The organism is Streptomyces tuirus, assembly GCF_014701095.1.
In the GTDB taxonomy this organism is placed as follows: domain Bacteria; phylum Actinomycetota; class Actinomycetes; order Streptomycetales; family Streptomycetaceae; genus Streptomyces; species Streptomyces tuirus.
Map to the genome: position 1 here is coordinate 1,990,208 of NZ_AP023439.1, position 17,561 is coordinate 2,007,768.

At 69.2% G+C, this 17,561-nt stretch carries 14 protein-coding genes; 9 read left to right on the forward strand and 5 right to left on the reverse strand.

Annotation, left to right across the window (positions count from 1 at the left end):
* The first annotated feature begins 233 nt into the window (after positions 1 to 233).
* Complete coding sequence (locus IGS69_RS09200) at positions 234 to 1,268, forward strand: LacI family DNA-binding transcriptional regulator (RefSeq protein WP_031102836.1); 1,035 nt, start codon at positions 234 to 236, stop codon at positions 1,266 to 1,268.
* A gap of 93 nt (positions 1,269 to 1,361) precedes the next feature.
* On the forward strand, positions 1,362 to 2,327 hold the full coding sequence (locus IGS69_RS09205; RefSeq protein ID WP_190898229.1) for a phosphatase PAP2 family protein: 966 nt from the start codon (positions 1,362 to 1,364) through the stop codon (positions 2,325 to 2,327).
* Here the strand turns inward: IGS69_RS09205 and IGS69_RS09210 are convergent.
* On the reverse strand, positions 2,324 to 5,332 hold the full coding sequence (locus IGS69_RS09210; RefSeq protein ID WP_190898230.1) for a bifunctional [glutamine synthetase] adenylyltransferase/[glutamine synthetase]-adenylyl-L-tyrosine phosphorylase: 3,009 nt from the start codon (positions 5,330 to 5,332) through the stop codon (positions 2,324 to 2,326). The genes IGS69_RS09205 and IGS69_RS09210 overlap by 4 nt on opposite strands.
* A gap of 353 nt (positions 5,333 to 5,685) precedes the next feature.
* Between IGS69_RS09210 and IGS69_RS09215 the strand changes: the two genes are divergently transcribed.
* From IGS69_RS09215 to IGS69_RS09225, 3 genes are all read left to right on the forward strand, one after another.
* Positions 5,686 to 6,132: a VOC family protein gene (locus IGS69_RS09215; RefSeq protein WP_190898231.1), complete on the forward strand. Its 447-nt coding sequence runs from the start codon at positions 5,686 to 5,688 to the stop codon at positions 6,130 to 6,132.
* A gap of 221 nt (positions 6,133 to 6,353) precedes the next feature.
* Positions 6,354 to 6,980 (forward strand): VOC family protein, encoded by a 627-nt coding sequence (locus tag IGS69_RS09220; protein ID WP_190898232.1) that lies wholly within the window; start codon positions 6,354 to 6,356, stop codon positions 6,978 to 6,980.
* 175 nt (positions 6,981 to 7,155) lie between these two features.
* Positions 7,156 to 8,403 carry a hypothetical protein gene (locus tag IGS69_RS09225; protein WP_190898233.1) on the forward strand — a complete coding sequence of 416 codons (1,248 nt, stop codon included), beginning with the start codon at positions 7,156 to 7,158 and terminating at the stop codon, positions 8,401 to 8,403.
* A 37-nt stretch (positions 8,404 to 8,440) separates the two neighbouring features.
* On the opposite strand, the gene IGS69_RS09230 is transcribed toward IGS69_RS09225, so the two are convergent.
* The 3 genes from IGS69_RS09230 to glnA all read right to left on the reverse strand — a co-directional run bounded on the left by IGS69_RS09230 (position 8,441) and on the right by glnA (position 12,169).
* Positions 8,441 to 9,391, reverse strand: coding sequence for an HD domain-containing protein (locus tag IGS69_RS09230; protein WP_190898234.1), 951 nt, complete (start codon positions 9,389 to 9,391; stop codon positions 8,441 to 8,443).
* Positions 9,392 to 9,404: 13 nt separating this feature from the next.
* The gene (locus IGS69_RS09235; protein WP_190898235.1) at positions 9,405 to 10,313 is read right to left on the reverse strand and encodes a hypothetical protein; all 909 of its coding nucleotides are present in this window, start codon (positions 10,311 to 10,313) and stop codon (positions 9,405 to 9,407) included.
* 494 nt (positions 10,314 to 10,807) lie between these two features.
* The gene (glnA, locus tag IGS69_RS09240; protein WP_185014797.1) at positions 10,808 to 12,169 is read right to left on the reverse strand and encodes a type I glutamate--ammonia ligase; all 1,362 of its coding nucleotides are present in this window, start codon (positions 12,167 to 12,169) and stop codon (positions 10,808 to 10,810) included.
* A 295-nt stretch (positions 12,170 to 12,464) separates the two neighbouring features.
* Here glnA and IGS69_RS09245 point away from each other — a divergent pair, with 295 nt between their 5' ends.
* Positions 12,465 to 13,652 carry a globin domain-containing protein gene (locus tag IGS69_RS09245; protein ID WP_190898237.1) on the forward strand — a complete coding sequence of 396 codons (1,188 nt, stop codon included), beginning with the start codon at positions 12,465 to 12,467 and terminating at the stop codon, positions 13,650 to 13,652.
* A 23-nt stretch (positions 13,653 to 13,675) separates the two neighbouring features.
* Here the strand turns inward: IGS69_RS09245 and IGS69_RS09250 are convergent, their stop codons facing one another.
* Positions 13,676 to 14,125 carry an RrF2 family transcriptional regulator gene (locus IGS69_RS09250; RefSeq protein ID WP_190898238.1) on the reverse strand — a complete coding sequence of 150 codons (450 nt, stop codon included), beginning with the start codon at positions 14,123 to 14,125 and terminating at the stop codon, positions 13,676 to 13,678.
* Positions 14,126 to 14,320: 195 nt separating this feature from the next.
* On the opposite strand from IGS69_RS09250, the gene IGS69_RS09255 reads away from it, so the two are divergent.
* The 3 genes from IGS69_RS09255 to IGS69_RS09265 all read left to right on the forward strand — a co-directional run bounded on the left by IGS69_RS09255 (position 14,321) and on the right by IGS69_RS09265 (position 17,509).
* Positions 14,321 to 14,989, forward strand: a complete 669-nt coding sequence (locus IGS69_RS09255; RefSeq protein ID WP_190898239.1) for a DUF3105 domain-containing protein — start codon at positions 14,321 to 14,323, stop codon at positions 14,987 to 14,989.
* Complete coding sequence (locus IGS69_RS09260; protein WP_190898240.1) at positions 14,986 to 15,606, forward strand: DUF305 domain-containing protein; 621 nt, start codon at positions 14,986 to 14,988, stop codon at positions 15,604 to 15,606. The genes IGS69_RS09255 and IGS69_RS09260 overlap by 4 nt, the downstream gene beginning before the upstream one ends.
* Before the next feature lie 148 nt (positions 15,607 to 15,754).
* Positions 15,755 to 17,509, forward strand: a complete 1,755-nt coding sequence (locus IGS69_RS09265) for an NAD+ synthase (RefSeq protein WP_190898241.1) — start codon at positions 15,755 to 15,757, stop codon at positions 17,507 to 17,509.
* Positions 17,510 to 17,561 lie beyond the last annotated feature (52 nt).

The following is a 17,561-nucleotide window of genomic DNA, read 5'->3' on the forward strand; positions in this document are numbered from 1 at the left end:
CGCCCCACAGCCCCTGTTTCCAGCTGTTCGGCGGGGAGTCGGACAGCTGTGCAAGACTCTGCAAGCACTTGCCATCCGCGTCCGCCGGGGGAATCATCCGTTGCGGATCGGACGCCGACCACGACTTTCGAGGGACCGCGATGACCAAGCCACCCGCAGCGGGCCGTGCGACGGCGCGCATCAGGCGTCCCGTCGGTGCGCAAGGAGAACCCCGGCCGCTACAGTCCGGTGCTGTGACCACACGGCTTGCCGACATCGCTTTGCAGGCGGGGGTGAGCGAAGCGACCGTCAGCCGGGTCCTCAACGGCAAGCCGGGCGTCGCCGCCACCACCCGCCAGTCCGTGCTGGCCGCTCTCGACGTACTGGGCTACGAACGTCCGGTACGCCTGCGCCAGCGCAGCGAGGGGCTGGTGGGGCTGATCACCCCGGAACTGGAGAACCCGATCTTCCCGGCCCTGGCGCAGGTCATCGGCCAGGCGCTGACGCGGCAGGGCTACACGCCGGTGCTGGCCACCCAGACCCCGGGCGGCTCGACCGAGGACGAGCTCACCGAGATGCTCGTGGACCGCGGGGTCGCCGGCATCATCTACGTCTCCGGACTGCACGCCGACACCACCGCCGACATGCAGCGCTACGACCGGCTGCGCGCCCAGGGCGTGCCCTACGTGCTGGTCGACGGTTTCTCACCGAAGGTGCAGGCGCCGTTCATCTCCCCCGACGACCGTGCCGCGATGAGCCTGGCGGTCACGCACCTGGCGTCCCTGGGGCACACCCGGATCGGTCTGGCCCTCGGGCCCAAGCGGTTTGTGCCGGTGCAGCGCAAGATCGAGGGGTTCGTGCGCGCGGTGCAGGACCAGTTGGGCCTCGACGCCGCGACCGTGGAGTCGGAGCTGGTGCAGCACTCCCTGTACACCCTCGAGGGTGGTCAGGCGGCGGCCGTGGCGTTGATCGAGCGGAACTGCACGGCCGTGGTGTGCGCCAGCGACATGATGGCGCTGGGCGCGATCCGGGCGGCCCGGCAGCTCGGTCTGGACGTGCCGAAGGACATCTCCGTAGTGGGCTTCGACGACTCCCCGCTGATCGCCTTCACCGACCCGCCGCTGACGACGATCCGCAAGCCGGTCCCGGCGATGGGGCAGGCGGCCGTGCGCACGCTGCTGGAGGAGATCGGCGGGACGCCCGCGCCCCACAGCGAGTTCGTGTTCATGCCGGAGCTGGTGGTGCGTGGTTCGACCGCCTCGGCTCCGGGGGAACGCGGTCGCTCCTGAGACCTACGGCCTGATTTCGCCGTAGAACATGCGGCTCGTGCGGGGCCGCGGGATGATCGGTGGGGAAGTCCTTTTCTGGCAGACTTTGCGCCTATGGGTGAAACGACCGTGACGAAGCCGGAGGGCCTGGAAGCGGCCCTCCCGGAGACAGTTGCGGCCGATTCGGGGCACGGTCCGCTGCGTCGGCTGCGCACCCCGCGCCGGCCCCGCTTCTGGTTCGAGATCCTGCTGATCGCGGTGAGTTACTGGACGTACTCGCTCGTCCGCAACGCCGTGCCCGAGCAGAAGACCGAGGCGCTGCACAACGCCGACTGGATCTGGCAGGTCGAGCACCATCTGGGCATCGCCGTCGAGCAGTCGGTCAACCACGCCGTGAACTCGGTGCATTGGCTGATCGTCGGGATGAACTACTACTACGCGACGCTGCACTTCATCGTCACCCTGGGTGTGCTGGTGTGGCTGTACCGTCGCCATCCCGGCCGGTACGCGGCCACCCGCCTGGTGCTGTTCGCTACCACGGCCGTCGCCCTGGTCGGTTACTACCTGTATCCGCTGGCGCCCCCGCGGCTGATGAACGGCGGTGGCTTCGTCGACACGGTCATGGTCCACCAGACCTGGGGTTCGATGGCGTCCGGCGACCTGAAACACATGTCGAACCAGTACGCGGCGATGCCGTCGATGCACATCGGCTGGTCGCTGTGGTGCGGGCTGACGATCGCCGCCCTGGCGACGGTCCCCTGGGTGCGGGTGCTGGGGCTGCTGTACCCGGCGCTGACGCTGGTGGTCATCGTCGCGACGGCCAACCACTTCTGGCTGGACGCGGTGGGCGGCCTGCTCTGCCTGGCCTTCGGGTTCACGGTCGCACGGCTCTGGTACGGCAGACAGCCGTACGCGCTGCCGCGGACGGTGCCGGAGCGCGGGCCGCGTGCGGTGCGGCCCGCGGTGAGGGGGCCCGAGACCGGGACGTCCTGGCGTGACGGGCCGGACGAGTCCCGACGGTTGCCGGACAGTTCCCAGGGGCTGCCGGACAAGTCCCGGGGGTTGTCCCGCAGGTCCTAGCGTTCGGCGGTGCCGTAGAACAGTTCCTCCACCACACCGCGTGCCCGGCGGGCCGTGCGCCGGTAGGCGTCCAGCATGTCGCCCGCGTGGCCGGGGCCGTAGCCCAGGTACCTGCCCACGGCGGCCAGTTCCCGGGGCTCCGTCGGAAACGTGTCGCCGGCCCTGCCGCGGACCAGCATCACCGCGTTGCGGACGCGGGTCGCGAGGACCCAGGCCTCGTCGAGGGTCGCCGCGTCCTCCTCCGTGATGAGCCCGGCGGCCCGGGCCGCGGCCAGGGCCTCGCGGGTGCGGGTGGTACGCAGACCCGGCTCCGCCGAGCCGTGCCGCAGCTGCATGAGCTGCACGGTCCACTCCACGTCGGACAGGCCGCCCGGCCCGAGCTTGGCGTGCAGCTTGGGGTCGGCGCCGCGCGGCAGCCGCTCCGACTCCATGCGGGCCTTCAGCCGCCGGATCTCGCGCACGGCCTCGTCGGCGAGTCCGTCCGCCGGGTAGCGCAGCGGGTCGATCAGCTCGACGAAGCGGCGGCCCAGGCCCTCGTCACCGGCGACGGGCTCGGCCCGCAGCAGCGCGTGCGACTCCCACGTCAGGGCCCACCGGCGGTAGTACGCCGCGTACGAGGTGAGGGTGCGGACCAGCGGCCCGGACTTGCCCTCCGGACGCAGGTCGGCGTCGATGAGCAGGGGCGGGTCGGCGCTGGGGATCTGCAGCAGGCGGCGCATCTCGGAGACGACCTTGTTGGCCGCCTGGGACGCCTCGCGCTCGTCGACGCCGTCGCGCGGTTCGTGCACGAACAGCACGTCCGCGTCGGAGCCGTAGCCCAGCTCGTGGCCGCCGAACCGGCCCATGCCGATGATGGCGAACCGGGTGGGCAGGTCCTCGCCCCAGCCCTCCCGCACCACGGCCCGGAGCGTGCCGGCGAGCGTCGCTGCCGTCAGGTCCGACACCGCGCCGCCGACCATGTCCACCAGGGCGCCCTGGTCGGCCTCGGCGGGCTGCTCCTCGGTGCCGTAGGAGCCGACGATGTCGGCGGCGGCCGTGCGGAACAGCTCCCGGCGGCGCACCCCGCGGGCTGCCGTGACCGCCTGGGCGGCGCCGTCGGCGCGTTTCACCGCGGCGTATATCTCCTGCTCCAGATGGGCGCGCGACCGTGGCTCGAGGCCGCCGCCGTCCCCGTCGCCGAGCAGCGCCACCGCCTCCGGGGCGCGCATGAGCAGGTCGGGCGCGAGCCGGCCGGCGGACAGCACCCGGGCGAGGTTCTGCGCGGCGGCGCCCTCGTCCCGCAGCAGCCGCAGATACCAGGGGGTCTTGCCGAGCGCGTCGGAGACCTTGCGGAAGTTGAGCAGGCCCGCGTCCGGGTCGGCCGAGTCGGCGAACCAGCCGAGCAGCACGGGCAGCAGGGTGCGCTGGATGGCGGCCTTGCGGGTGACACCGGAGGCCAGCGCCTCCAGATGGCGCAGGGCGGCGGCCGGGTCGGCGTAGCCGAGGGCGACCATGCGCTCCCGGGCCGCCTCGGTGCTGAGCCGGGCCTCGCCGGTGGCGAGCTGGGCGACGGCGTCGAGCAGCGGCCGGTAGAAGAGCTTCTCGTGCAGACGGCGTACGACACCCGCGTGCCGGCGCCACTCGCGGTGCAGGTCGGCGACCGGGTCCTTGCGCAGGCCGAGGGAGCGGCCGATGCGGCGCAGCTCGGCCTCGTCCTCGGGGACGAGGTGGGTGCGCCGCAGCCGGAAGAGCTGGATGCGGTGCTCCATGGAGCGCAGGAAGCGGTAGGCCTCGTCGAGCTGCGCCGCGTCGGCCCGGCCGACGTAGCCGCCGGCGGCCAGGGCCCTCAGCGCGTCCAGGGTGGTGCCGCTGCGCAGGGAGGTGTCGGCCCGGCCGTGCACCAGCTGGAGCAGCTGCACGGCGAACTCGACGTCCCTGAGGCCGCCCGGGCCGAGCTTCAGCTGGCGGTCGACCTCGGCGACGGGGATGTTCTCCACGACCCGGCGGCGCATCTTCTGCACGTCGGGGACGAAGTTCTCGCGTTCGGCGGCCTTCCACACCAGGGGCTGGACGGCGGCGACGTACTCCGCGCCGAGGTCGAGGTCGCCGGCCACCGGGCGGGCCTTGAGCAGCGCCTGGAACTCCCAGGTCTTGGCCCAGCGCTGGTAGTAGGCGAGGTGGCTGGAGAGGGTCCGCACGAGGGGGCCGTTCCTGCCCTCGGGCCGGAGGTTGGCGTCGACGGGCCAGATCGAGCCCTCGACCGTCGTCTCGGAGCAGATCCGCATCATGTGCGAGGCGAGCCGGGTGGCGGCGCGCACGGCCTTGGTCTCGTCGGTCCCCTCGGTGGCCTCGCCCACGAAGATGACGTCCACGTCGGAGACGTAGTTGAGCTCGTGGCCGCCGCACTTGCCCATCGCGATGACCGCGAGCCGGCACTGGGCGGCGTCCTCGGGCGCGGCCGCCTCGGCGATCTTGAGGGCGGCGCGCAGGGTGGCGGTGGCGAGGTCGGCGAGCTCGGCGGCGGACTCGGCGACGCCGGTGGTGCCGCAGACGTCCCGGGCGGCGATGGACAGCAGGCAGCGCCGGTAGGCGACGCGCAGGGAGACCGGGTCGGTGGCCTCCGCGAGGCCGGCCTCGAACTCCTCCACCCCGGGGTGCAGGTCGTAGGCCTCGTACATGACGAGGGCCTGCCAGTCGTCCGGGTGCCGGGCGAGGTGGTCGGCGAGTGCGGTGGAGGCGCCGAGGACGCCGAGGAGGCGGTCGCGCAGGGGCTTGGCCGCGATCAGGGTGTCGAGCAGTTCGCGGCGGGCGCCGGGGCCGCGCTGGGCCTCCAGCAGCCGGACGAGCCCGAGCAGCGCGAGATCGGGGTCGGCGGTGCCGCCCAGCGCCTCCAGCAGCACGGGGTCGTCGCGCAGCGGCGCGAGCTCAGGACTGTCCAGGAGCCGCTCGGCGGCGGAGGCGTCGGTGAAACCGTGCCGCAGCAGCCGTGTGAAGGTGCTGCTCCTGCGCCCCGGCGCCGCCGTCATCCGGGCCTCCCTCGCACTGTTCCTCGGACATGCTTCGGATCAAGGTCCTACGGCTTTGAGCCTAACCGCAGAGGGCGGGGGAAGCGGCGGTGAGTTCGACAGGCGGACGAGGCAGGCGCGTGGCTACGGCGACTGGCCGCGGAGGGGAGGCGGGCTACGGCGGTTTCCGGCCACAGGGGGTACGGGAGGGCCATTTCCGCTGCGGCACGGGCCATGCGGTCGTCCACTCGGTGGCGCGGCACGCCGTTATCGGCTTCGGTGAGGGGGAACCGTTCAGCCGGCTGCGGCCGGACAAGGTGACCGGTTCTCATCAAGTGATCGGTTCTCATGAGGCCGGACGAAGGAGTCACGCCATGGACATGACCCTCGAAGTCATCCCGCTGCCCGTGTCCGACGTGGACCGTGCCCGGGACTTCTACCGGGACAGGGTCGGCTTCCACGTGGACATCGACCAGGAGGTCATGCCCGGGATGCGGATCGTCCAGCTGACCCCGCCGGGTTCCGGCTGTTCGATCGCGCTGGGCGAGTCGATCTGGGAGATGACCCCCGGCCCGACCCCGGCCCCGGGTTCCTACCAGGGCCTGCAGCTGTGCGTCGCCGACATCAAGGCGGCCCACGCGGAGCTGGTCGGCCGCGGCCTCGACGTCTCGGAACCCGTCCAGTACTCCCCGGACGACGGCGCGACGTTCATGCACTTCCAGGACCCGGACGGCAACGGGTGGGCGGTGCAGGAGTACCGGCGCAGGGCCACCGAGCCGCTGCACCAGCTGCTGGCCGACCTGAAGCGCAAGCAGGGCTGAAGCGGCGACGAACCTGAGCCCGAGCAGGACTGAAGCGGCCGCAAACCCGAGCCCGAGCAGGCCGAAGCGGCGACGAACCTGAGCCCGAGCAGGCCGAAGCGGCGGCAGGCCTGGAGCGCAAGCAGGCCGAAGCGGGTTCAGGCCTGGAGCGGAAGCAGGCCTGAACAACCCGGTCAGGAATCGAGAAGCAGTCTCCGGGGAGCGCGATTAGCGTCGTTGTCATGACTTCCATCGCATCCGTCACCCTCGAGGTGGCCGACCCCGCAGCCGCCGACCGCTTCTACTCCGCCGCCTTCGGGCTGGGCGACCGGCTGCGCCTGCGGGCGTCGGAGGAGCCGACCTCCGGCTTCCGCGGGTTCACGCTCTCGCTCGTGGTCGCCCAGCCGGCCGATGTGGACGCCCTCCTCGACGCGGCCGTGCAGGCCGGCGCGACGACGCTGAAGCCCGCCGCCAAGTCGCTCTGGGGCTACGGGGCCGTCGTCCAGGCCCCCGACGGGACGATCGGGCAGCTCGCGTCGTCCTCGAAGAAGAACACCGGCCCGGCGACCCGGCAGGTCGGCGAGTTCGTCCTGCTGCTCGGGGTCGAGGACGTCAAGGCCAGCAAGCAGTTCTACGTCGAGCACGGCCTGAGCGTGGGCAAGAGCTTCGGGAGCAAGTACGTCGAGTTCGAAACCGGCACGGGCCCGGTCAAGCTGGCCCTGTACAAGCGCCGGGGCCTGGCCAAGGTCGCCGGCGTCTCCCCCGACGGCACCGGCTCCCACCGCCTGGCCATCGGCAGCGACGCCGGGCCGTTCACCGACCCGGACGGCTTCGCGTGGACGACGGCGTCGGAGAGCGCCTCGGTGTGACGGGGGCGGGTGAGCGGGAGGGCGCATGTCCCTCCTCCCCCGCTGACTCTCCAGCCTCAGCTCTTTACGTCTTGCCCGAGCGCCCCTATTTCCCCATGGCTCACGAATAGAAGCACGCACTGCTTTTCATCCAACTTGCTGGCGCGTCATTTTGTTCATCTGTAGGATGCGCCACATGGGCATGCCCGCGCTTGCGCTGGACAATTCGACATTCATCAGTGCACAGGAGTTCATCACTGCACAGAATCGCGGTGAGCACAGTCGAGATCCATTCGCGCGCCAGTCCTATGTCGAGTTGGTGCAGTCCCTCATATTCCAGCCGGCGGTGCGGGTGATCCACCCGGTGCATCTCAGCCCTACCTCCGAGCAATTCGGTGACGAACCATACCTTTTGCGGCGCCTGCTGGAACTAGGGCTGGTCACACCGGTACAGGTTTTCGCCGACTCGATACAGCACCTTGCCGCCGCGGAATCAGATGTGCTCAACACCTTGCAGACCCGTGGGGTGGACGCCATGCTCTCGTTTCTGCGGTCGATGGAGGCGTGCGATCAGGAGGCTGAAGCTGCGGGCAGTCCCGGTCTACGGCGGAGAATTCTGCAATGGAACGACTTCCATCAGACGCAGATTCCTCACCACTTGGTCCGCGTGCCGACTGCCGATGGAATCGAACCCGATCGGCTGGGTGAATGGGCGCGGGCGGCATCCGTCGCAATCGGTGAGCTGTTTCGACCTCTGATGCCGAGTGCGGTGGAACCTTCGAACTTCATCGCGGCACTGGCGAGGTCCCTCCGCTACCAGGCGCGAGCGACGGTCACGGGCCATGCTTACCAGCCGCACGGGCTCCGCCGGGACTTCGCCGTCACCAGCCAGATCCTGTCCGATGACATGGATGAGGAGACGGCAGTGGACGTCATCAAGCTGATCAGGGGCATCCATGACCGGCTGAGCGAAAATGCCGGGCCCTCACGCGCCCGGCACCTGGAATTACTGCGCCTCGAACTGCCTCTGGTGGGTGGGCGGTTATGGAATGCCGAAGAGGCGGGGCTGCGGACCGACCGGGATTGGATCGACCTGGTATGTGACCGCATCATGAATTACCGAATGAAGGCCGGCCCCATTCGGGAGCTGGTCCGCGGAATAAGGACCGAGGAAGACACTCTTCGTTTTGAACGTGGCATCGAGGAAGTCACCCAACGGCTCAACGAGCGTCTCGGACTGAGCACGGTCGACATCACTCCCCTTGAGGCCCAGCTGGCCGAAGGTGTTTCTTCCGTCGCATCGACCGTACCCGGGATACCGACCGTCGGAGGTCTCTGGATCGGCGCCCGAACAACCTTGAAGCGGTATGCATTCCGCGGAAACACCGCCCAGAAGTTCGTGTATCAAGAATATCTGAGCGCTTGGCGCCGTGCCAATAATTGAGCTGCGCGGCAAGTCGGCCGCCCGCTCGGGCGCCTGCCTATATGAAGCAACGGCCGGGATCGACGTCCGAAATATAGTCCAATCTCGGTTCGAGTGCGCTGACTGTTTCCTCAGCCACCAGCCCTTCCCGTAGCACATAGGCGACCATGTCGACTTCGGTCCACCGGGTCAGACAAGCTTCAGCGTTCCCTCCCAGCCGACTGACCACAGGGTCCACGAGGATTCTCCGGATCATCTCTCCGTGGCACACCTTTTCGTTGTTCAGTGGAAAGATGTACTGCTCCAGATAGTCGTAGCGCAGTGCGGAGCGGATACGCCAGAACCTCTCGCTCTCGAGGGGGTCCATGTTCAGAAAGTCATGCTCCGCCAAGAATTTTCGTGCCGACCTGAAGACAAGAGAATTGAAATCACGGTTGTATCTGGCCACGTCCGCCTCTCGGTTCAACAGCAGGTAGAGGTGCTGAAGTTCCTCCAGGAAGGCGTAATCCCCGACCGGCAGGCGGAGCACGTCGAAGGCACCGTCCGGAAGTTCCGAGGGTGATAGGTTCAGGCCAGTGATCGTGAACAGGGTGTCCTCGAAAAAGCCCGTGACGATATCAGCCAGAAGTACCGCACGTGCCGCCTGGCTCAGATCTGAGACACGCTTTCGCGCAATGTCCGCCGCTTGGCTCACGGTCGCTTCCGGCAGTCTGCCCTCGATAAAACGTTCCATGTCATCGGCGCCGTCGAAGTGACCCTTTTCGGCGTTGTGCGCGAACGGCCACCGATTGATGTCGTGCAGCCACGAGAACAGCAACACCTCCGCCCTGGGCAACCTACGCTCCTCCCCTACCAGCAAGGCCAGAGAGGCGACCCTCGCCACATGCTCGTAGCGCGAGAAAGCAAGGGTTCGTGGATCACCCCCATTGGGGTGCACGGTCACAAAACCGGTAATGGCCTGCAGTCGTTTCGCGGCACAAGTCAGCCAGGTCGGCAGAACTTCCGACACCATGGTTCCAGACCTATTCATTGCCGCTCTCCCTACCGAACCTGCCGAGCCATGCCCGCTCGGCTGAAATCGATTCAGGTAGCAGTTCGATCTGATACTTGTGCAGCGTCAGGCTGATCATCGACTGCCGAACCCTCCCGCCTGTCCGGACGCGGCGGCCTGGTAACACCTCAAGGCCCGACATGCTGCTTCCGAGTGTGTCCGCGATCCAGGCCAAGTGCTCCTGCGCGACCTCCGGCTGAAGAGTCCGAGACTGACAGAGGTCTCGCTGGGTCCTCGGACAATGGCACGGCAGGCACTGTTCAGCAGCACCCCGCCGGCAGTCCCATACGCCGAGAGCTTCCGCTCGGCCCGTGGCCAGTGCAATGGCACACGAGGTGCTCCGGTAGACCGGGTAGCCGACGGCAGCCGCGGCGGAATTGATGTCCTGCCAGGCTTCCGCGTCCCACAACTCGTCGCGTGCTTCGGCAGTCCCTTCCAGCAAGCCTGTCTGAACGAGTTCCTCTTGAGCGATTCCCGCTCCTACGGATAGGCCGATCGCCACCGAACAGCGATAGCCTGAATCCTTCAGCCGGCGTACGGCTCGGACGGCCCAATCCGCGGAGGGCACGGACTTCCTCACGACGGGTCGCCAGAAGTGCACCATTGCGATGTTCTTGATATCGCGACACTCCGCTCCGGCATCGAACGTCTGATCCGGGGCGAGGACGGGCCCCTTCTCTGTGCGTAGCTCCAGCGTCGTCCGGTGAAAGGACTGCGAGCAGAAAATCACCACGGCAATGTTCAGGTCATCCAGAGCCAGGGCCAGGGGACGCGGCATACGTCCCTTCGTCACCACCACCAACGGCCGCGAGAGATCGGCACCGGCCAGTTCGGTGGCGAAGGCGCGGAGATAGTCCTGGTTGGCTGCGGTCAGCAGCATGTCCGTATAGTTTCCGAGACATACCGGTGTGGAATCAATGTCACCGCCCATGTGGCTGCGAGTTTCATCGAGGTACTCACACAGCATCTCCACCGCCCGCCCAGGTGAAACTCGCGGCTGCGGCAGACGCGCTTTCAGTCCGATCGGCCCCAGATAGCAGTAGGAACAATTCGCAGGACAGCCAACGATGGGATCGACACTTATCCACGTGTCGTGCTCCGCGATAATTGGTACATGCTTGGGGAGCGCTTCCCGGGCCGTCAATTCATGCACCCCTGTCCCATGGCGTTCGTGCACCGATAAGAAGCGCTGACATTCTAGCGTCGAGGACACGTTCCTGAGTGGCCTGTGATCGCGTCAGGAAAAGTCCAGGGAATCGATGGCGATCATGCGGCTCGGGTGGTACGTCCCCGGGAAGCTGAAAGGGCTGCCGGTCCACGACCGACAGCCCCTCTCGTCACATCCGCAGCGGACGGACGCTTCGTCGCCTCGCCCTACAGCGCCGGAAGGTTCTTCCGCAGCTCGAACGCCGTCACCTCGGACCGATACTCCTCCCACTCCTGCCGCTTGTTGCGCAGGAAGAAGTCGAAGACGTGTTCGCCGAGGGTCTCGGCGACGAGGTCGCTGCGTTCCATGAGGGTCAGGGCCTCGCCCAGGTTCTGGGGGAGCGGCTCGATGCCCATCGCGCGGCGCTCCGCGTCGGAGAGGGCCCAGACGTCGTCCTCGGCGCCCGGCGGGAGCTCGTAGCCCTCCTCGATGCCCTTGAGGCCGGCGGCCAGCAGGACCGCGTAGGCCAGGTAGGGGTTGGCGCCGGAGTCGAGGGAGCGGACCTCGACCCGCGCCGAGCCCGTCTTGCCGGGCTTGTACATCGGGACGCGGACCAGCGCTGAGCGGTTGTTGTGGCCCCAGCAGATGTAGGAGGGGGCCTCGCCGCCCGCGCCCGCGGTGCGCTCCGCGCCGCCCCAGATGCGCTTGTAGGAGTTCACCCACTGGTTGGTGACGGCGGAGATGTCCGCCGCGTGCCGCAGCAGGCCCGCGATGAAGGAGCGGCCCACCTTGGAGAGCTGGTACTCCGAGCCCGACTCGTAGAAGGCGTTGCGGTCGCCCTCGAAGAGCGACAGGTGGGTGTGCATGCCGCTGCCGGGGTGCTCGGAGAACGGCTTCGGCATGAACGTGGCGTGCACGCCCTGCTCCAGGGCCACCTGCTTCATGACGAGGCGGAACGTCATGATGTTGTCGGCCGTCGAGAGCGCGTCGGCGTAGCGGAGGTCGATCTCCTGCTGGCCGGGGGCGCCCTCGTGGTGGGAGAACTCGACCGAGATGCCCATCGACTCCAGCATGGTGATCGCCTGGCGGCGGAAGTCCATGCCGACGTTGGTCGGGGTGTGGTCGAAGTAGCCGGAGTTGTCGGCGGGCACCGGACGGCTGCCGTCCAGCGGCCGGTCCTTCAGCAGGAAGAACTCGATCTCCGGGTGGGTGTAGAAGGTGAAGCCCAGGTCGGAGGTGCGGGCCAGGGCACGCTTGAGCACGTAGCGCGGGTCGGCGAAGGACGGGGAGCCGTCCGGCATGAGGATGTCGCAGAACATGCGGGCCGTGCCCGGGGCCTCCGCCCGCCAGGGCAGGATCTGGAAGGTCGACGGGTCCGGCTTGGCGATCATGTCGGACTCGTAGACCCGGGCGAAGCCCTCGATCGCCGATCCGTCGAAGCCGATGCCCTCGTCGAAGGCCTGCTCCAGCTCGGCCGGGGCCACGGCGACCGACTTGAGGAAGCCCAGCACGTCCGTGAACCACAGGCGTACGAACCGGATGTCGCGCTCCTCCAACGTCCGGAGCACGAACTCCTGCTGCTTGTCCATCTTCCGCTTCCCCATCCTTGCTGGTCAGGCCGCCTTCTCTTCCGTACCACGGGAGGCGGTCGGGCACCTGAGCATCCCACCACACGACGATTTCGTACGCGTTGCGGACCATGATCGCCCGGCCGACCCGGGGTCGAACGCCTCGCATACGGCAGGTGGACTGCTCTTCCGCCCATAGTGCCTGCTCGCACCCGTATCCGTAACGGCCGGTTCCTTTCGCCGCCCGGCCCGCTTAATTTGCATCTCAGATGCAACTTTAAATAGCGTGCCCCCAGTCGAGCCCTGAGGAGCCCAGATGCTGACCGAGCAGTCCGCCGCCACCGTCCGCGCCACACTCCCCGCCGTCGGCGCGGCCCTCGGCACCATCACCGAGCGCTTCTACGCCGGGCTGTTCGAGGCCCACCCGGAGCTGCTGCGGGACCTGTTCAACCGGGGCAACCAGGCCGCCGGCACCCAGCGTCAGGCCCTGGCCGGTTCCATCGCCGCGTTCGCCACGCACCTGCTGGACCGTCCGGGGCAGCGGCCGGACGCGATGCTGCGGCGCATCGCCCACAAGCACGCCTCGCTCGGCGTCACGCCGGAGCAGTACGGCGTCGTCCACGAGCACCTGTTCGCCGCCATCGCCGAGGTGCTCGGCGACGCGGTCACTCCGGAGGTCGCCGCCGCCTGGGAGGAGGTCTACTGGCTGATGGCGAACGCGCTCATCGCCGTCGAGCGGCGGCTGCGCGAGGAGCACGACGGGCCCGCCTGGCGGACCTGGGAGGTCGTCGAGCGGGTCGCCGAGACCGCGGACGTCGTGACCTTCCGGCTGCGGCCGGCCGACGGCGGCCCGGTGCGGGACTTCCTCGCGGGCCAGTACGTCTCCGTCCGCGTCACCCTCACAGACGGTGCCCGCCAGATACGGCAGTACAGCCTGTCCGGGGCGCCCGGTCCGGACCTGCGGCAGATCAGCGTGAAGCGCGTGCGGACGGCCGGCGCCCCCGACGGCGAGGTCTCGAACCACCTCCACGCGCGCGTGGAGGTGGGTGACGTCCTGGAACTGTCCGAGCCGTACGGCGACCTGGTCCTGGACGCCGGCTCCGGCACGCCGCTGCTGCTGGCCTCGGCCGGCATCGGCGTGACCCCGATCGCCGCGATGCTGGCGCACCTCGCCGACTCGGGGCACCGCGCCCCGGTCACCGTCGTGCACGCCGACCGCTCCCCCGCGACCCACGCCCTGCGCACCGACCACGAGGCCTACGCGGCCAAACTCCCGGACGCGTCCGTCCACTTCTGGTACGAGCAGGACGCCCCGGCGGGCACCCACCCGGGCCTGGTCGACCTCACCGGCGTTCCGCTCGCCCCGGGCACGCGCGCGTACCTCTGCGGACCGCTCCCCTTCATGCGGGCGGTGCGGACCCAGCTGATCGCGAAGGGCGTGGCCCCCGCGGACATCCACTACGAGGTGTTCGGCCCGGACCTGTGGCTGGCGGGGCAGGCCTGAGGGAGCCCTCGGTTCAGGGCGGCCTAGACCTCGCGGGGATCGACGCCCCGCGAGATGCCCAGCAGCAGCACCCCGGTCGGCTCCGCCACGAGGTCCTCCATCGTGACCGGGTCCAGTGAGGCGAAGAACGCCTCCTGGGCCCGGCGCAGGGCGCCGCGCAGACGGCAGGCGGAGTTGAGGGGGCAAGGGGTGGGGCCCTCGCAGTCGACGACGTCGCCGCTGCCCTCGAAGGCACGGACCACGGCGCCCACCGAGGCCGTGCGGCCCCGCTCGGTGAGGGTGAGCCCGCCGCCCCGGCCGCGCCGGGCCTCGAGCAGGCCCATGTGCTGGAGCTCGGCGACCACCTTCGCCAGGTGGGTGTACGGCACGTCCATGCCGTCGGCGACGTCCCGGGTCGTCGGACTCGACCCGCCCGCGACGGCGAGCCGCATCAGGACCCGCAGGGCGAGGTCGGTGGAGCGCAGCAGCCGCATGCAGGCAGCGTAGGTAATAGGAATCCTGCGTTCAAATTATCCGGCGGGAGACCGGCCCGGGAGCCGGTGAACCTGTCGCGCTGCTGTCGGTGCCGTATCGATTCGGCCCATTCCGGTGGCCGCTCTACGAGGCGCCCCGTCTCCCCCATTACGATCAGGCCACCCGACTGTCACTTTTCCCACGAAGGACACCTCATGGGCTCCGCCAAGAAGACCAACACGGACCGCAGGGCGCGAATAGAGGAGATGCGGCGCGCCGAGCAGTCCCGTGAGCGTCGCAACCGGGTCCTCACGATCGCGGCCAGTGTGGTGGTCGTCGCCGGACTCGTGGTCGGCGGCGTCGTGCTCGTGCGGTCCCAGGACGACAAGGGCAGTGACACCGCGGCGTCGAGCGACTCCTCGGGCAAGGGCAGGTTCGTGACGGGCAAGGACGGCGTGAAGACCTGGGAGGGGAAGCTCTCCCGCAACCACGTCGCCAAGGCCGTGAAGTACGCCTCCGAGCCGCCGGTCGGCGGTGACCACAACCAGGTCTGGATGAACTGCAACGGCGACGTCTACACCGAGCGGGTGAACAACACCAACGCCGTGCACTCGCTGGAGCACGGGGCGGTGTGGGTGACGTACAACGCCGACGCGAAGAAGGCCGACGTCGACGCGCTCGCGGCGAAGGTGAAGAAAACGCCGTACACGCTGATGAGCCCGATGGACGACCAGAAGGACCCGATCATGCTCTCGGCGTGGGGCCACCAGCGCACGGTGACGGGCGCGAGCGACCCGGACGTGGACGCGTTCTTCCAGAAGTTCGTCCAGGGCGAGCAGACCCCCGAGCCGGGCGCCGCCTGCACGAACGGCCTGTCGAAGTGAGGCATGCCGGGCTGATCGCCGGTGCCGCCGCGGCGACGCTCGTCGCCGCCGGCGCGATCACCTACGCGGTCGCCGGGGACGACGGCGGCGGCAGGACGCCGTCCGCCGAGTCCGCGGACGCCGGGTTCGCCCGGGACATGGCGGTGCACCACCAGCAGGCCGTGGAGATGTCGTACATCGTGCGCGACCGCACGAAGGACGAGGAGGTCCGGCGCCTGGCGTACGACATCGCCCAGACGCAGGCCAACCAGCGCGGCATGATGCTCGGCTGGCTCGACCTGTGGGCCCTGCCCAAGGTGTCCTCCGAGCCTCCGATGACCTGGATGGACATGGGCGGCATGGCGTCCGGCAAGGACGGCGCGCTGATGCCGGGCATGGCGGCCGACTCCGAGATGAGGAAGCTCGGCGAGCTCGACGGGAAGCAGGCGGAGGTCTTCTACCTCCAGCTGATGACGGACCATCACAAGGGCGGCATCCACATGGCCGAGGGCTGCGTGGCCAAGTGCCAGGTCGGCGTGGAGAAGCGGCTCGCGCAGGGCATGGTGGACGCTCAGCAGTCGGAGATCTCCCTGATGGCCGACATGCTCGAGCAGCGGGGCGCGACGCCTCGGACGTAGCGCGGTGGGGCAGCGGTCACCGGCGTGGGCACGCCCGCGAACGGCCACGTCGAGTCGTACCGGCGCCGCTGACCTCCGTACGGGACCCGGGCGGTGTGGGATGCCCCACCCCACCCATTGCGTCGCACTGACGATTACACTGGGCGGCGTGCCTCAACTACGTCTCGCCCTGAACCAGATCGACGCCCGCGTCGGCGACCTCGCCGGGAACACCGAGTCGATCGTCCGCTGGACCCGGCACTCCGCCGAACAGGGAGCGCACCTCGTGGCGTTCCCGGAGATGGTGCTGACCGGGTACCCCGTCGAGGACCTGGCGCTCAGGTCGTCCTTCGTGGAGGCCTCCCGCGCGGCGCTGCGCACGCTCGCGGCGCGCCTGGCCGACGAGGGCTTCGGAGAGCTGCCGGTGATCGTCGGCTACCTCGACCGCTCCGCGACCGCCCAGCCGAAGTACGGCCAGCCGGCCGGCGCGCCGCAGAACGCGGGGGCGGTGCTGCACCGCGGCGAGGTGGTCCTGAACTACGCCAAGCACCACCTGCCGAACTACGGGGTGTTCGACGAGTTCCGCTACTTCGTGCCCGGCGACAGCATGCCGGTGCTGCGGGTGCACGGCGTGGACGTCGCCCTGGCCATCTGCGAGGACCTGTGGCAGGACGGCGGGCGCGTCCCCGCCGCCCGTTCGGCGCAGGCGGGCCTGCTGGTCTCGATCAACGCCTCCCCCTATGAGCGCAACAAGGACGACACGCGTCTGGAGCTGGTCCGCAAGCGGGCCCAGGAGGCCGGCTGCACCACGGCGTACCTGGCCATGATCGGCGGCCAGGACGAGCTGGTGTTCGACGGCGACTCGATCGTGGTCGACAGATACGGCGAGGTCGTGGCGCGGGCGCCGCAGTTCTCCGAGGGCTGCGTGGTCCTGGACCTGGACCTGCCGGCCGCGTCGGCGCACGCGCCGACGGGCGTGGTCGACGACGGTCTGCGCATCGACCGGGTCGTCCTCTCGGAGGAGCCGCTCGCCCCGTACGAGCCCGAGCTCACGGGCGGCTACGCGGACCGTCTGGAGGACGACGAGGAGGTCTACTCGGCGCTCGTCGTGGGCCTGCGGGCGTACGTCGCGAAGAACGGCTTCTCCTCGGTCCTGATCGGCCTGTCGGGCGGTATCGACTCGGCGCTGGTCGCGGCGATCGCGTGCGACGCCGTGGGCGCGCAGAACGTCTACGGCGTGTCGATGCCGTCGAAGTACTCCTCGGACCACTCCAAGGACGACGCGGCCGAACTGGCCCGCCGCACGGGTCTGAACTACCGCACGGTCGCGATCGAGCCGATGTTCGACGCCTACATGAGCGCGCTGGAGCTCACGGGGCTTGCGGAGGAGAACCTCCAGTCCCGCCTGCGCGGCACGCTGCTCATGGCGATCTCCAACCAGGAGGGCCACATCGTCCTGGCGCCCGGCAACAAGTCGGAGCTGGCGGTGGGCTACTCGACGCTCTACGGCGACTCGGTCGGGGCGTACGGCCCCATCAAGGACGTCTACAAGACGTCGGTCTTCCGGCTCGCCGAGTGGCGCAACCGGGCCGCCGGGGAGCGCGGCCAGACCCCGCCGATCCCGGAGAGCTCCATCAGCAAGCCCCCGAGCGCGGAACTGCGCCCGGGTCAGGTGGACACGGACTCGCTGCCCGACTACCCGGTGCTGGACGCGATCCTGGAGCTGTACGTCGACCACGACCGGGGCGCGGACGAGATCGTGGCGGCCGGATTCGACGCGGAGCTGGTCGCGAAGACGCTGCGCATGGTGGACACGGCCGAGTACAAGCGCCGCCAGTACCCGCCGGGCACGAAGATCTCCCCGAAGGGCTTCGGCAAGGACCGCCGCCTGCCGATCACCAATGCGTGGCGGGAGTCGCTCTGAGGGGCGCACCCCACCTTCCACGACCTGAACACGGCCCCCCGCCGCGCCACAT

Bases quoted from the DNA above. Each gene is read 5' to 3' on its own strand.
- IGS69_RS09215 (WP_190898231.1), top strand. From the start codon at position 5,686: ATGGACATGACCCTCGAAGTCATCCCGCTGCCCGTGTCCGACGTGGAC.
- glnA (WP_185014797.1), bottom strand. From the start codon at position 12,169: ATGGACAAGCAGCAGGAGTTCGTGCTCCGGACGTTGGAGGAGCGCGAC.
- IGS69_RS09210 (WP_190898230.1), bottom strand. From the start codon at position 5,332: ATGACGGCGGCGCCGGGGCGCAGGAGCAGCACCTTCACACGGCTGCTG.
- IGS69_RS09225 (WP_190898233.1), top strand. From the start codon at position 7,156: ATGGGCATGCCCGCGCTTGCGCTGGACAATTCGACATTCATCAGTGCA.
- IGS69_RS09245 (WP_190898237.1), top strand. From the start codon at position 12,465: ATGCTGACCGAGCAGTCCGCCGCCACCGTCCGCGCCACACTCCCCGCC.
- IGS69_RS09235 (WP_190898235.1), bottom strand. From the start codon at position 10,313: ATGCTGCTGACCGCAGCCAACCAGGACTATCTCCGCGCCTTCGCCACC.
- IGS69_RS09205 (WP_190898229.1), top strand. From the start codon at position 1,362: ATGGGTGAAACGACCGTGACGAAGCCGGAGGGCCTGGAAGCGGCCCTC.
- IGS69_RS09255 (WP_190898239.1), top strand. From the start codon at position 14,321: ATGGGCTCCGCCAAGAAGACCAACACGGACCGCAGGGCGCGAATAGAG.
- IGS69_RS09250 (WP_190898238.1), bottom strand. From the start codon at position 14,125: ATGCGGCTGCTGCGCTCCACCGACCTCGCCCTGCGGGTCCTGATGCGG.
- IGS69_RS09220 (WP_190898232.1), top strand. From the start codon at position 6,354: ATGACTTCCATCGCATCCGTCACCCTCGAGGTGGCCGACCCCGCAGCC.